This window comes from Actinomadura sp. 3N407, assembly GCF_052245875.1.
Taxonomy (GTDB): Bacteria; Actinomycetota; Actinomycetes; order Streptosporangiales; family Streptosporangiaceae; genus Spirillospora.
In genome coordinates this window covers 131,883-145,092 of the sequence record NZ_JBQQBP010000015.1, presented here as the reverse complement: position 1 = coordinate 145,092, position 13,210 = coordinate 131,883, and the positions used below count along the sequence as shown (strand labels likewise).

The following is a 13,210-nucleotide window of genomic DNA, read 5'->3' as shown; positions in this document are numbered from 1 at the left end:
TCGCGAACCGACCCGCCAGGAAAGCAGTACCCGCACAACCCTCATACGGCCACCCACCACTTTCAACAAGTTAGACGTCCGTGACCGGCCGTGCGTTCTCAGTCATCCGCCGGGCCGCCGGCCGCGCACGGCGAGCGCGGCCGGATCACGCCTTTTCGAGGAAGTCGGCGCGGTCTTCGTCCAGGAGGGAGGCGAGGACGGTGGCCAGGCCCGGGTGGGCGGACAGGTCGGGATCGGATTCGACCAGGGCCGTGGCCTCCTCGCGGGCGTCGCGGATGACGTCCTCGTCGCGGTGGAGGGTGAGCAGGCGGAGGCTGGTCGTGCGGCCGGCCTGCACGGCGCCGAGCACATCGCCCTCGCGGCGCTGCTCCAGGTCGAGGCGGGACAGCCGGAAGCCGTCGGTGGTGGACGCGACCGCGTCGAGCCGTTCGCGGGCCTTGCTTCCGGGTTCGGCGTCGGTGACGAGGAGGCACAGGCCGTGCAGGGTGCCGCGCCCGACGCGGCCGCGGAGCTGGTGGAGCTGCGAGACGCCGAACCGGTCCGCGTCCATGATCACCATGACGGTGGCGTTGGGGACGTCCACGCCGACCTCGATGACCGTGGTGGCGAGCAGGACGTCCAGGTCCCGGTCGGTGAAGCGGCGCATCACCGCTTCCTTCTCGTCCGGGTGCAGTTTGCCGTGCAGGACGCCGATGCGCAGGCCGGCGAGCAGTTCCTCCAGTTTGGGCAGCACCTCCATGATCCCGAGGGGGGACCGGCGGGCGGACTCGTCGCCGGCGTCCATCGCGTCGCCTTCGTCGCCCTCCTTCTCGCCGATGCGCGGGCAGACGATGTAGACCTGGCGTCCCTTGGCGGCCTCCTCCTTGATGCGCTCCCAGGTGCGGGCGAGGAACGCGGGCTTCTCCGGCGGCACGACGTGGGTCTGGATCTCCGACCGGCCCGCCGGAAGCTGCCCGAGGACGGAGGTCTCCAGGTCGCCGAAGACCGTCATCGCGACCGTGCGCGGGATCGGCGTCGCCGTCATGACCAGGACGTGCGGGCGGCCGCCGCCGACCTTCTCGCGCAGCGCGTCCCGCTGCTCGACGCCGAAGCGGTGCTGCTCGTCCACGACGACGAGCCCCAGGTCGGCGAACTGGACGCTCTCCTGCAGGAGCGCGTGGGTGCCGACGACGATTCCGGCGGTGCCGGACGCCGCGTCCAGCAGGGCCGCCTTACGCGCCTTCGCGCCCTGCGAGCCGGTGAGCAGGGCGACCCGGGTGGCGTTCTCCGCGCCGCCGATCTGGCCGGCCTGGGCCAGATCCCCGAGCATGCCGGTGATCGACCGGTAGTGCTGCTGTGCGAGGACCTCGGTGGGCGCGAGCAGCGCCGCCTGCCCGCCGTTGTCCACGACCTGCAACATCGCCCGCAGCGCGACCACGGTCTTCCCGGCTCCGACGTCACCCTGGAGGAGGCGGTGCATGGGGTGTTCCAGGGCCAGGTCTGCCGCCAGGTCATCGCCTACTTCGCGCTGGCCCTCGGTCAGTTCGAAGGGCAGGCGGGCGTCGAACTCCGCCTGGAGGCCGCCGAAGGACGGCGGGCGGGGCGTCGCGGGGAGCGCGGCGGCGGCGAGGCGGCGCTGGGCCAGGGCCACCTGGACGACGAACGCCTCGTCCCACTTGAGGCGGGCGCGGGCGCGGCCCAGTTCCTCCCAGGTGCGGGGGCGGTGGATGCCCTCGTACGCCTCGCGCAGGCCGGTCAGGCGGCGGCGGCCGAGGAGGGCGCCGGGCATCGGGTCGGCGGGGAGGGCCAGCTGGTCGAGGACGGTCCCGACGGACGTGCCGATCGTCTCGATGGGCAGCGCCTTGGTCGATGGGTAGATCGGGATGATCTCGTCCGCCCACTCCTGCGCGGCCTCCTCGGCGCCCTTCTCCGCGACGACCTTGTACTGCGGGTGGGTGAGCTGCCGCACCTCCTTGCCGCTGCGGGGCCGGTAGGTGCTGATCTTCCCGGCGAACAGGCCGCGGGTGCCGGGCGACAGGTCCTTCTCGGGCCGGTAGGAGCCCTTGCGGCCGAAGAAGCTCAGCTTCAGCAGCCCCGTCCCGTCCGTGACGGTGATCTCCAGGACGTAGCCGGGGCTGCGGGTGAGGCTGCGGCCCTGCACCTTCACGACCTCCGCCATGACGGTGACGTGCTCGCCGTCCTGCAGGCCGCTGAGCTGGGTCAGCTCGCCGCGGTGGGCGTAGCGGCGCGGGTAGTGGTGCAGGAGGTCGCCGACCGTGTGCAGGTCGAGGCCCTTCTCCAGCGCCTTGGCCGTCTTGTCGCCGAGGACCTTGCGCAACGGCTCGTCGAGATTCGCCACGCAGTCTTTTCTAGCCCATGGCGGCGACGGGAATCACTCAACGCCGATGAGCAGCGGGTACCGTTCCTGGCCGCCGTCGTAGACGCCGACCTCGACGTCCGGGTGATCGCCGCGCAGATGTCCCTCCAGAGTCTCGGCGAGGGCGGGGGGCGCGTGGGTGCCGGCGATCAGCGTGACGAGCTCTCCGCCGCCGGACAGCATGCGGTCGAGGAGGTTCCGGGCGACCTCGGTGACGTCCGCGCCGATCGTGACGACATCGCCCTCGATCAGGCCGAGGACGTCGCCGGGCTGGCACAGGCCGACGCTCGTCACCGCCTCCTGCTCGGCGACCTCCAGGTGGCCGAAGCGGGTCGCGCCCGCGGCGCGGGTCATCTCGATCACGTCCTCGCCGAAGCGGCGCAGCGGGTCGTGGACGGCGAGCGCCGCGATCCCCTGGACGGACGCCTTCGTCGGCACCACCGCGATGTGGACGCCGCCGTCCCGCGCGCGCTCTGCGGCGGCCTCGGCGAGTGAGAGGACCTCCGGCTCGTTCGGCAGGACGGTCACCTCGTCGCCCGCCGCGAGGATCGCCTCGGCCAGCACCGCGAGCGGCGGCGCCGTGCCGGGTTCGCGCCGGACGACCCGCGCGCCGCACTCCTCGAACAGCGCGGCCAGCCCTTCGGCGGCGGTCACGGCGATCACCGCGCGTCCGGTGTGCGGCGCCTGCGGCTGCTCGCCGGCGCCGGCGTGCAGGTAGGTGACGCGGACCCGGTGCGGACGTCCCGCGGCCATGCCCGCCTCGATCGCGGCGCCGGCGTCGTCCACATGGACGTGGACGTTCCACAGGCCGTCGCCGCCCACCACGACGAGGGAGTCGCCGAGACCGTCCAGCTTCTCCCGCAGGGCGTGGACGGCGCCGTCCGGAGCGTCCAGCAGGTACATGACCTCGTAGCCGGGACCGTGCTGCTCCGGGCGCTCCGCCACGGGCGCGGGCGTCCCGGCGGCGCGGGCGGGGACCTCGTACCGCTCGGGATACTCCTCGGTGATCACGGCGGCGAGGACGTCGAGGACCACGCAGAGCCCGGCGCCGCCCGCGTCCACGACGCCGCTGCGGGCCAGCACGTCCAGCTGGCCCGTGGTGCGGCCGAGCGCCCGCCTGGCCCCGCCGGCCGCGGCCCGCGTCGCGTCGGCGAGTCCGGTTCCGGACGTGTGCGCGGCCGCGGGGGCGCAGGCCGAGGCGGCTTCGGCGAGGACGCTCAGGATCGTCCCCTCGACGGGGTGTTCCACGGCATCGCGGGCCAGGCCGGACGCGTGGTCGAGCGCCCTCGCGAACGCCGTGCCGTCCGGCGGCGCCTCCAGCCCGCCGAGGCCGTCGGCGAGCCCGCGGAACACCTGGCTGAGGATCACGCCGGAGTTGCCCCGTGCGCCGAGCAGCGCCCCCTGCGCCAGCGCCCGCCAGACCTGCGCGGTGCTCGCGGTGTCCGGCAGCTCGTCGAGCGCGTCCGCCGCGGCGAGCACGGTCAGGTGCAGGTTCGTGCCGGTGTCGCCGTCGGGGACGGGGAACACGTTGAGCGCGTCGATCTCCGTCCGGGTCCGGCCCAGCGCCTCGGCCGTGAGCCTGCACCAGCGCCGTACTGCTTCCCCCTGCATTGCCCTCCTCCTTCGGGCCCTGGCGGGGCCTTCCATCGTCGGGAAATGCGGTGCGATGGTTCGGGTCGTTGCGTGGTCGAGGTTACGGCCGCCGAGGCGATTACGGGAATGCGCGGAACCGCCGGGCGATTCGCGTACCCGGCGGGCCGTCGGCTAGTCTGGTCCGTGCGCCTCGTCCGAGGCGCTCATCAGTGAGCACCCGTGATGCCCGGCCCGCCGTCGGCGGCCTCGGGCGGCGCTCCGGTCAGAGCATCGACACCACTTGGAGTTTCCCGTGGCTTCCGTCTGCGACGTCTGCGGCAAGGGACCCGGTTTCGGCATGCGCGTCTCCCACTCGCACCGCCGCACCCCGCGCCGCTGGAACCCCAACATCCAGCGTGTGCGCGCCGTCGTGAACGGCAGCACCAAGCGGATCAACGCCTGCACGTCCTGCATCAAGGCCGGCAAGGTCGTCAAGCCCACGGTCTGACCTGAGACCGCGGGCTTCGGCCGGCTCATCGGATCGGTCCGGTGAGCCGGCTTTCGTGTTTCTCAGGCGTGCGCCCGTGCGTCAAGCGCGGTGCCGCCAGCCGTGGTCGACGGGGCCGATGCCGGTCCCGAGCGGGAAGCCCGCCGCGATCGCGCCCGTCACGTACTCCTTCGCCCTCGCGACCGCCGCGGGGACGTCGTCGCCCAGCGCCATGTGGGACGCGATCGCGGACGCGAGCGTGCAGCCGGTTCCGTGGGTGTGCCGGTTGTCGTGCCGCGGCGCGGTGAAGCGGTGCTCGTGCTCCCCGTCGAACAGCAGGTCGGCGGGCTCGCCCGGCAGATGCCCGCCCTTGATCAGCACCCACCGCGGGCCGAGCGCCTTGACGGCCTCGGCGGCCTCGCGCAGCCCCGCCTCGTCGACGACCTTGACGCCGGTGAGCTGCTCCACCTCGTACAGGTTGGGGGTGACGACGGTCGCGGCCGGCAGCAGCGCCGAGCGGACGGCGTGGACGGCGTCGGGGGCCAGGAGCGGGTCGCCGTGCTTGGACACGCCCACGGGGTCGACGACGGCGGGCGCGTCGGAGGCGGCGAGGGCCTCGGCGACGGTCTCGACCAGGACCGTGGACGCGAGCATCCCCGTCTTGATCGCGTGGACGCCGATGTCGGACAGCACGGAGTCGAGCTGGGCGCGCACCGCCTCGGGCGGCAGTTCCCAGTAGCCCTGGACGCCGAGGGAGTTCTGCGCGGTGACGGCGGCGATGACGCTCATCCCGTGGACGCCGAGGGCGAGCATCGTCTTCAGGTCCGCCTGGACGCCGGCGCCGCCGCCGGAGTCGGAGCCCGCGACGGTGAGCACGAGGGGCGGGGTCTGGGGCGTGGACGGAGTGTGCGACATGCCGTCCACTTTATGGCGATCCGAGGGACCTGGGCGTTCCGGCCGCCGGCGCGGTTCAGACGATGGCGCAGGGCTTGCTGTTCAGGACGCACGAGGACGGCGTGGCGGCGGTCCCCCGCGCGGCGAAGACGATCCGCACGGTCTCGCCGGGTGCGATCCCGGTGCGGCCGCGGACGTACGGGACCTCGCCCGTCCGGACGACGGTGGCGCCGCTGACGGCGGTGACCGAGGCGGTCGGGATCTTGAAGGCGAGCGCCCACTTGGCGACGGGCCGCGGGCCCTTGTTGGCGATCGTGGCGGTCGCCTTGAAGCCGCCGGGGCTCTTGGACGCGACCCGGAACGCGATGACGAGGCCGTCGGAGCGGCCGGCGCCGCGGCTGGCGCGTTCGCCCGGCCCGCGTTGGGAGACCTGGCTGTCGCGCTGGTTGGTCTGCGTGTTCTGGGGTGCGCCGCCGGCGAAGTTGAGGGATATCTGCTGGGTGCTCAGCGCGTAGGAGACGATCCCGACGGCGATGATGAGCGCGAGGATCGGCATGAGCGGGACGGGGAGCACCGAGAGGAACGTGAACCGTCCGCGTCTGCGGGGCGGGGAGGGGCGGGGTACGGGTTCCGGCGGGTCGGGGGGCCGTTCGGGGGCGGCGGCGGGGTAGGGACTGGGGGCGCCTGGATAGTCACCGGGATAGTCGCCGGGGAGCGGTTCGAACAGGCGGCGGATCGGGGGCCCGTTCTGGCGTTCCGCGTCCGGCGGCGGACCGGTCGAGATGCGGTCGTGCGGCGACACGTAGACCCGGTCGTCGGTCGGTCCGGAGAAGGCGTCGTAGGGGCGGCCGGCCGGAGCCCCGTAGAACGGCCCCCGGGGCGCACCGGAGCCCGGCACGGGGTCGTCGTCCGGTCGCTCAGCCCTGCTGTGTCGTCCCATCCCATCCCTCTTCGATCACAGGATGTATACCAAACCAGCACCAAACATGCCTACCGGATCCGTCAACGCATAGGGCTGTACGCACTAGTCAACCCTTCCGTTCACGCCGGAAAATGGTCCCATCCGCCTGCCTGCGGCTCGCGGCCGTCCACGCGTACTCCCGCCCCTTCGCCGACGATCCCGATCCTTTTCCAGGATGGGGGCAAAACGGCATCCGGGGGGAAGGTTCCGGCGAAAGCGTGGTCTTCGCCACCCGTGAGGGCGTGCCGCAGCCCGTCCGGGCCGAGGATCTCCGGGACGGGCACGGCCGAGGAGTCGACGTCGATCCGGACACCGCTCGCGGCGGCGATGTGCGCGAGGTCCTGGACGAGCCCGTCGCTGACGTCCAGCAGGGCGGTGGCCCCGTGGGACCGCGCCTCCCGTCCCGCCGCGTACGGGGGCCTCGGGCGGCGGTGGGCCGCGATCAGCTCGGCGGGACCGCCGCGTCCCGCGCCGAGGAGCGCCAGCCCGGCGGCGGCGTGGCCGAGCCGCCCCCGGACGGCCACGACGTCGCCCGGACGCGCCCCGGACCGGGTGAGCGGCGCGCCGCCGCCCAGGTCGCCGAGCGCGGTGACGGCGAGCGTGATCTCCGGGGCGCCGACGACGTCGCCGCCGGCGACGGAGGCGCCCGCCTCGCGGCATTCGTCGGCGAGCCCGTCGTAGAGCCGCTCGGCCCAGTCCGCGGCGGTGGCGGGCGGGGCGGCGAACCCGACCAGCAGCGCGGTGGGACGGGCGCCCATGGCGACCACGTCGGCGAGGTTCTGCGCGGCGGCCTTGCGCCCGATGTCGTACGGGCCGGACCAGTCGCGGCGGAAGTGCCGGCCTTCGACGAGGAGGTCGGTGGTGGCCACGACCCGCCGGTCCGGCGCGGCGATCACCGCCGCGTCGTCGCCGGGGCCGAGCAGCACGTCCGGGCCGGGCGGCAGCCGCCGCGTCAGCCGGGCGATCAGCCCGAACTCCCCCGCTTCGCCGATGGTGCCCATGTCCGCCGTTTCCCCGTGTCCCGTACATCCCGGGCGGCGTGATCGCGGCACGCCCTCCCCCGGCCGCCCGCCGCGGCGCGTAACACGATACGGTGAACCGTCCGACGCTCATTCTCCGCCCGGGGAGGACGTGATGGTGCAGGCCTACATCCTCATCCAGACCGAAGTCGGCAAGGCAGCCGACGTGGCCGGTCACATCTCCGATATATCGGGCGTCACTCTGGCGGAGGACGTCACGGGGCCGTACGACGTGATCGTCCGAGCGGAGGCGCGCAATGTCGACGAGCTGGGCAAGCTCGTCGTCGCGCAGATCCAGGCGGTCGACGGAATCACCCGCACCCTCACGTGCCCGATTGTCCACATCTGAACGGCCGTTGCCGGGGGGTCAGGGGGGTCGTCCCCCAAGAAGGAAACGGCTCCTCCATCCCGTCCTGCTCGCGGGGGTGGCGCTGATGGCCGCCGCCTGCGGCGACGGCGCCGTGCAGGTCCCCGTGCCGCAGCCGGACACGGCCACACGGCGCCTTTGCGAGGGCCTCCGGCTCCCCGAGAAGGTGCGCGGGCAGCAGCGCCGCGACACCTCGCCGAAGTCCCCGCTGACCGCCGCCTGGGGTTCGCCCCCGATCGCGCTGCGCTGCGGCGTGCCGCGGCCCGCCGCGCTGCGGCCTGCGTCGGAACTGGTGACGATCAACGGGATCGACTGGTTCGGCTACCCCGTCGACCGGCCGGTCACCTTCACCGCGGTCGCGCGGCAGGCCTACGTCGAGGTGACGGTCCCGCCGAAGTACAACCCGGCCGGGGACGTGCTCATCGAACTCGGCGCACCGATCAAGGCGACGATCCCGGAGAAGCCCGAGGGGCAGATCTGATCACCGATCACCAGATCGGGACGGGGCTCTCCCCCCGCGCGTAGTAGCCGGGGATCGGCTCGCCGGCCGCCGCCCGGTCGAGGCGCCGCTTCATCCCGTCCGACAGCACGTCCGCCTTCATCATCTCGACGAACACCGACGTGACGTTGCCCAGGTCGAACCAGTCGCGCTGCCACGACCACTTCCGGTCCCCGGCGTACCGGAACCAGGACCCGCCGATGCCGAGCACCTCGTACGGCGTCCCGTCCGGGCGCCTGGCGTCGGCGACCTGCTTCCAGAAGCCGACGACCTCGCCCTTGACCTCGTCGACGAGGATGCTCTGGTACGGGTAGGTCCAGCCGTCCAGGCCGCCCATCTCCGAACCGAGCGCCAGGTCGCGGATCTCGTCGCGGCCGACGGCCATGAAGTCCTGCTTCGGGCCGATGTTCCAGCCGTAGGTGGCGTCCTCGGTGTAGAGGTCGGCGAGGGGCCGCCAGTCGCCGGCCTCCTCGCAGCGCCGGTTGGCCTCCAGCCAGTACTCCACCATCGCGTCGAGTTCTTCACGGGGGAACGAGGGCATCACGTCTCCAGCAGTTTGAGGGCCTGGGTGGGGCAGTAGCGGACGGCGGCCTTCACTTCGGCGCGCATGTCCTCGGGCGGTTCGGCGTCCAGGATCCGGACCTTGCCCTTGGGCGGGACCTCGAAGACGTCCGGGGCCTCCATCTCGCACATGGCGTGTCCCTGGCACAGGTCCAGGTCGGCTTCGACCCTCACCGGCGCCTCCTGCGGTAGCGGACCGCGCACGGCTGGGCGAGCTGGACGACCATCTTCGAGTGGTCGTTGCGGTAGGTCTCGGACGGCTGGGCGGGCTCGAACTCCCAGTCCCGCAGCAGCACCGAGAAGATCGCCTTGAGCTGCATCATCGCGAAGTTGGCGCCGACGCAGCGGTGCCGTCCCGCGCCGAACGGCACCCACGTCCACCGGTTGAGGAGGTCCTCCTCGCGGGGCGCGACATAGCGTTCGGGCCGGAACGCGTCCGGGTCCGGGAAGTCGGTCTCGATCCGGTTGGAGACGGCGAGGCTGCAGCCGACCATCGTGCCCGCCGGGATGCTGTGGCCGCACACCTCCTGGTCGGACTGCGCGACCCGCAGCAGCAGGATCAGCGGCGGATGCAGCCGCAGCGCCTCCTTGATCGTCGACTCCAGGTACGGGATGGCGCGCAGCGCCTGGAACGACACCTCGCGCCCGTCGTCGTACAGCTCGTCCAGCTCGCGGACGACGCCGTCCAGCACGTCCGGGTGGCGCAGCAGCTCGATCAGCGTCCACGCGGCGGTGCCGGACGTGGTGTGGTGCCCGGCGAACATCATCGAGATGAACATGCCGGTGATCTGGTCTGCGTCGAACTTCAGCGCCCCGTCCTCGTCCTTGATGGACATCAGGACGTCGAGGAGGTCGCGATCCTCCTTCGGCGGCTTCGGAGGACGGCCGTCCATGATCCCCTGGACGAGTTCGACGAGTGCCGCCCGCGCCTTGTCGCGCCGCCGGAAGCTCTCGATGTCGGCGTACGGGTCGACGTAGGCGAGCGCGTCGGTGCCGCGTTCGAGGTCGTGGTACAGGTCGGCGAACCGGCGGTCGAGCTGCTCGCGGAACTTGCGCCCGATCAGGCACGCGGACGAGGTGTAGATCGTCAGCTCGGCGAAGAAGTCGAGCAGGTCGATCTCGCCCTCGTCGCCCCATCCGGCGACCATCCGGTCGACCTCGGCGGAGATCGTGGCGGCGTGGCCCTTCATGAACGAGCCCTTGAGCGCCTGGTTGTGCAGGGCCTCGCGGCGCTGCTCGGGGGTGGCGTCGAACACCACGCCCTCCCCGAAGATCGGGGTCATGAACGGGTACGCCTCGGCCTGGTCCAGCTCCTCGTCGGGGGAGCGGAAGAAGTACTCGTTGGCCTCGGCGCCGGACAGCAGCACGACGCGCCGCCCGGCGAGCCGGAACTCGCCGACGTCGCCGCACTCGTCCCGGACGCGCCGCATCAGCCCGATCGGGTCGGAGCGCAGCTCCTCCAGATGGTCGGGTCCACCCGAGACCACGCGCGGCTCCACCAAAGCGGTCATGAATCCTCCAGGGGGGCTTCGGGCTGTACTTCGACGAGCCGGAGATGGGCGCCGCGCGGGGTCGCGACGACCGCGGCGACGACGTCGGCGACGTCGGACGGGCGCAGGAAGTACGGGTGGCGGGCGTGGCCCCACTTCGTCCAGTCCTCCAGCACGGCGCCGGTCGTCTCCGCGTCCCAGGTCATGCCCATGCCGGTCGCGGTGGGTCCGGGCCGGACGACGGACGCCCGCACCCCCGTCCCCTCCAGCTCCATCTGCATGGTGCGGGCCATGCCTTCCACGCCGTTCTTCGCCGCGACGTAGGCACCGGTCCAGGAGCGCGGGGCGGGAACGGTGTCCGAGGAGATGAACACGACGTCGCCGCGCCGCCGCGTCACCATCTGCGGGACGAAGTGCGACACGAGCCGGTGGGCGCCCACGAGATGGACCTGCACCTGGGCGAGGAACTCCTCCGGGTCCAGCTCGTGGATCCGGGCGGCCGCGAGGTCGCCGGCCCCGGACACGACGATCTCGATGGGCCCGAGCGCGTCCTCGGCGGCCGACGCGAACGCCTTGACGGAGCCGGAGTCACCGACGTCCAGGGGATGCGCGAACGCCTCTCCCCCGCCGGCCCGGATCGTCGCGGCCAGCTCCTCGCACTTGCCCAGGCGCCGCGCTCCGAGCGCGACCGGGTGCCCGGCCATCGCCAGCGCCGTCGCCGTGGCCTCGCCGATCCCGGACGACGCGCCCGTCACCACGGCCGGACGCCGCTCCGGATGTGGATCGAACCGTGGCATCTCTACCGCACCTCCATACGCACCGGCAGGGCCGCGAAGCCCCGCACGTTCACCGAATGCACGCGCTCGGCACCCGCATGGTCGACCTCGAAGGACGAGACGCGCCGCACCAGCTCGCCCAGCGCGATCCGCGCCTCCAGCCGGGCCAGGTTGGCGCCCAGGCAGAAGTGCCGGCCGCCGCCGAAGCTGACGAGCTGCGACGTGTCGCGGTCGATGTCGTAGGAGTCGGCCTCCTCGAAGACCCGGGGGTCGCGGTTGGCCGACCCCACCAGCAGAAGCAGCCGGTCGCCCTCGGGGACCCGCCGCCCGTGCAGCTCGACGTCCTGGGTGACCGTCCTCGCGAGCATCTGGCTGGAGGTGTCGTAGCGGAGCGTCTCCTCGACCCAGTCGTCCACCCGGGCCGGGTCGCCGAACGGCTTGGCGGCCTGCTCGGGGTTTAGCGCCCCCCAGTAGAGGGCGTTGGCGAGCAGCTTGGTCGTGGTCTCGTTGCCGGCGACCACCATCAGGAACAGGAACGCGATGATCTCCCGGTCGTCCAGCCGGTCGCCGTCGATCTCGGCGTCGAGCAGCGCCGACGTCAGATCGTCCGACGGCTCGCGCCTGCGCTCGGCGACCATGTCCTGGTAGTAGCCGACGAGCGTGAGCGCCGCCTCCATCCCGGCCCGCGGGACGTCGTTGAGGCCCTCGTCCCGGTGCACGACGAGGTCGGCGAGCCGCCGCACCTCCACCCGGTCGGCCTCGGGGACGCCCATCATCTCCGAGATGACGTCCATGGGCAGCAGCCCGGCGAAGTCGGACACGAAGTCGAACTCGCGCTTCTCCAGGGCCGGTTCCAGATGGCGCCGGGCCAGCGCCCGGATGTCGTCCTCCATCGCCTTCACCCGCCGGGGCGTGAAGCCCTTGGACACCAGCGCCCGCATCCGGGTGTGGCGCGGCGGGTCGAGGGCCAGGAACGACATCGTCCGGTGCGCCTGCGGCCCCCAGGCGCTCGGTTCCAGCGAGACGCCGTTGGCGCTGGAGAACGTCGCGTGGTCGCGGAACGCCGCGGAGACGTCGGCGTGCCGGGACAGCGCCCAGAAGCCGAGTTCGTCGTTGCGGTAGAGCGGCGCCTCGTCGCGGAGCCGCGTGTAGAAGGGGTACGGGTCCTCGTGGACGGCGTAGTCGAAGGGGCTGTAGAAGACCTGCGCGGCAGGGTCCACGGCCGTCACCTCACTCGGGGGGGTCGGGCAGGATGAGCTCCGCCATCTCGGCGAGCCGGTCGGCCATGCGGGCATAGGACGTGTAGCCCATGCCCGCGTACACGAGCGCGCCGGTGTAGGCCAGCTCCAGCGCGCCGAGGATCTTGGGGTCGTCGTGGTCGCGCAGCGCGGCCCGGAGCCGCCCGCGGATCGCGACGCCGATCCGCATCCGCAGTTCGCGCACGTCGGGGTCGGTGCCGAGCAGCGCGGTGGTGCACGCCGCGGCCAGCTCCGGCTCGTCCGACACCAGCAGCGCGATCTCGCGCAGCACCTCCTCCACGCGCTCGTGGAGCGTGCCGTCGGCCTCCACCGGCGGCAGCGCGCTGAGCCGCCGCCAGAACACCTCGGTGATGAGGTGGTTCTTGGACGCGAAGTAGGTGTAGGCGGTCGCGGGCGCGACCCCGGCGCGCTTGGCCACGTTGCGGACGGTCAGGCCCTCGTAGCCGGTCTCGCCGACCTCGACCACGGCGGCGTCGGTCAGCCGCCGCACCGTGTCGGCCTGCCGCTCGGTGAGACGGCGGCGGGTGGGCTCGGTCGTCAGCTGCTCATTCCCGGACACGTGTCCAGACATTAGTTCAGGAGATCCCCTCGCGCAACGTCCGGGGCGGCCGGAATGGCGGTCAGGGCGCCAGATCGACCCGGACGTCCTCCATGGAGTCGGGGAGCAGGATGACCGTCGCCCCATTGTGGTGCGTCCATCCGGCCGGGAGCGGGAACCAGCGGCCGCCCGAATGCGCGAGCAGGATTCCTCCAGGCCGGACCGCGAGCCGGGACGGGCTCGCCAGGTGGGGCGGGTGGGATTCGAACCCACTCAGCGCGAGGCACCTGGGTTACAGCCAGGCCCGACTCTCCGAACGTCGGCGCCGCCCCTTGCACGGGCCATCGGCCCGCGTCCGTACCTCCGGAGGGATTCGGTGCTAGCCCTGGCCGACCAGTTCCATCGCACAGCACCTCATGCTGCCGTCTCTG

14 protein-coding genes and 1 tRNA gene are annotated in these 13,210 nt (G+C 72.6%); 3 read left to right on the top strand and 12 right to left on the bottom strand.

Annotation, left to right across the window (positions count from 1 at the left end):
* Positions 1–145 precede the first annotated feature (145 nt).
* Positions 146–2,338, bottom strand: a complete 2,193-nt coding sequence (gene recG / locus ACTWPP_RS32115; protein WP_443108137.1) for an ATP-dependent DNA helicase RecG — start codon at positions 2,336–2,338, stop codon at positions 146–148.
* Positions 2,339–2,371: 33 nt separating this feature from the next.
* Positions 2,372–3,967, bottom strand: coding sequence for a DAK2 domain-containing protein (locus tag ACTWPP_RS32110; RefSeq protein ID WP_443108136.1), 1,596 nt, complete (start codon positions 3,965–3,967; stop codon positions 2,372–2,374).
* A gap of 274 nt (positions 3,968–4,241) precedes the next feature.
* Between ACTWPP_RS32110 and rpmB the strand changes: the two genes are divergently transcribed.
* Positions 4,242–4,436, top strand: coding sequence for a 50S ribosomal protein L28 (rpmB, locus tag ACTWPP_RS32105; RefSeq protein ID WP_030164391.1), 195 nt, complete (start codon positions 4,242–4,244; stop codon positions 4,434–4,436).
* 81 nt (positions 4,437–4,517) lie between these two features.
* Here rpmB and thiD read toward each other — a convergent pair whose 3' ends face one another.
* The 3 genes from thiD to ACTWPP_RS32090 form a co-directional block, all read right to left on the bottom strand.
* Positions 4,518–5,330: a bifunctional hydroxymethylpyrimidine kinase/phosphomethylpyrimidine kinase gene (gene thiD / locus ACTWPP_RS32100; protein WP_443108135.1), complete on the bottom strand. Its 813-nt coding sequence runs from the start codon at positions 5,328–5,330 to the stop codon at positions 4,518–4,520.
* A gap of 55 nt (positions 5,331–5,385) precedes the next feature.
* The gene (locus ACTWPP_RS32095) at positions 5,386–6,249 is read right to left on the bottom strand and encodes a cellulose binding domain-containing protein (RefSeq protein WP_443108134.1); all 864 of its coding nucleotides are present in this window, start codon (positions 6,247–6,249) and stop codon (positions 5,386–5,388) included.
* Between the two features lie 101 nt (positions 6,250–6,350).
* Positions 6,351–7,271: a thiamine-phosphate kinase gene (locus ACTWPP_RS32090; RefSeq protein WP_443108133.1), complete on the bottom strand. Its 921-nt coding sequence runs from the start codon at positions 7,269–7,271 to the stop codon at positions 6,351–6,353.
* A gap of 133 nt (positions 7,272–7,404) precedes the next feature.
* On the opposite strand from ACTWPP_RS32090, the gene ACTWPP_RS32085 reads away from it, so the two are divergent.
* Entirely contained in the window at positions 7,405–7,638 is a 234-nt protein-coding gene (locus ACTWPP_RS32085; RefSeq protein WP_443108132.1) for an Lrp/AsnC family transcriptional regulator, read from the top strand.
* Positions 7,639–7,714: 76 nt separating this feature from the next.
* Positions 7,715–8,137, top strand: coding sequence for a DUF3515 domain-containing protein (locus ACTWPP_RS32080; protein WP_443108131.1), 423 nt, complete (start codon positions 7,715–7,717; stop codon positions 8,135–8,137).
* 7 nt (positions 8,138–8,144) lie between these two features.
* Here the strand turns inward: ACTWPP_RS32080 and ACTWPP_RS32075 are convergent, their stop codons facing one another.
* From ACTWPP_RS32075 to ACTWPP_RS32045, 7 genes are all read right to left on the bottom strand, one after another.
* Positions 8,145–8,696, bottom strand: coding sequence for a nuclear transport factor 2 family protein (locus ACTWPP_RS32075; RefSeq protein ID WP_443108130.1), 552 nt, complete (start codon positions 8,694–8,696; stop codon positions 8,145–8,147).
* Positions 8,696–8,890: a ferredoxin gene (locus ACTWPP_RS32070; protein WP_443108129.1), complete on the bottom strand. Its 195-nt coding sequence runs from the start codon at positions 8,888–8,890 to the stop codon at positions 8,696–8,698. Before ACTWPP_RS32070 ends, ACTWPP_RS32075 begins: the two co-directional genes overlap by 1 nt.
* Positions 8,887–10,227: a cytochrome P450 gene (locus ACTWPP_RS32065; protein ID WP_443108128.1), complete on the bottom strand. Its 1,341-nt coding sequence runs from the start codon at positions 10,225–10,227 to the stop codon at positions 8,887–8,889. The genes ACTWPP_RS32070 and ACTWPP_RS32065 overlap by 4 nt, the downstream gene beginning before the upstream one ends.
* Positions 10,224–11,003 carry an SDR family oxidoreductase gene (locus ACTWPP_RS32060; protein WP_443108127.1) on the bottom strand — a complete coding sequence of 260 codons (780 nt, stop codon included), beginning with the start codon at positions 11,001–11,003 and terminating at the stop codon, positions 10,224–10,226. The genes ACTWPP_RS32065 and ACTWPP_RS32060 overlap by 4 nt, the downstream gene beginning before the upstream one ends.
* A 2-nt stretch (positions 11,004–11,005) precedes the next feature.
* Positions 11,006–12,202, bottom strand: coding sequence for a cytochrome P450 (locus ACTWPP_RS32055; protein ID WP_443108126.1), 1,197 nt, complete (start codon positions 12,200–12,202; stop codon positions 11,006–11,008).
* A 10-nt stretch (positions 12,203–12,212) separates the two neighbouring features.
* A complete protein-coding gene (locus ACTWPP_RS32050; RefSeq protein WP_443108125.1) occupies positions 12,213–12,800 on the bottom strand; it encodes a TetR/AcrR family transcriptional regulator in 588 nt (195 codons plus the stop codon).
* Positions 12,801–13,027: 227 nt separating this feature from the next.
* Positions 13,028–13,111 (bottom strand) — tRNA-Tyr (locus tag ACTWPP_RS32045).
* Between the last annotated feature and the right edge of the window lie 99 nt (positions 13,112–13,210).

Excerpts from the sequence above, each read along its gene's own strand:
- ACTWPP_RS32110 (WP_443108136.1), bottom strand. The coding sequence starts at position 3,967 with ATGCAGGGGGAAGCAGTACGGCGCTGGTGCAGGCTCACGGCCGAGGCG.
- thiD (WP_443108135.1), bottom strand. The coding sequence starts at position 5,330 with ATGTCGCACACTCCGTCCACGCCCCAGACCCCGCCCCTCGTGCTCACC.
- ACTWPP_RS32095 (WP_443108134.1), bottom strand. The coding sequence starts at position 6,249 with ATGGGACGACACAGCAGGGCTGAGCGACCGGACGACGACCCCGTGCCG.
- ACTWPP_RS32090 (WP_443108133.1), bottom strand. The coding sequence starts at position 7,271 with ATGGGCACCATCGGCGAAGCGGGGGAGTTCGGGCTGATCGCCCGGCTG.
- ACTWPP_RS32085 (WP_443108132.1), top strand. The coding sequence starts at position 7,405 with ATGGTGCAGGCCTACATCCTCATCCAGACCGAAGTCGGCAAGGCAGCC.
- ACTWPP_RS32075 (WP_443108130.1), bottom strand. The coding sequence starts at position 8,696 with ATGCCCTCGTTCCCCCGTGAAGAACTCGACGCGATGGTGGAGTACTGG.
- ACTWPP_RS32065 (WP_443108128.1), bottom strand. The coding sequence starts at position 10,227 with ATGACCGCTTTGGTGGAGCCGCGCGTGGTCTCGGGTGGACCCGACCAT.
- ACTWPP_RS32060 (WP_443108127.1), bottom strand. The coding sequence starts at position 11,003 with ATGCCACGGTTCGATCCACATCCGGAGCGGCGTCCGGCCGTGGTGACG.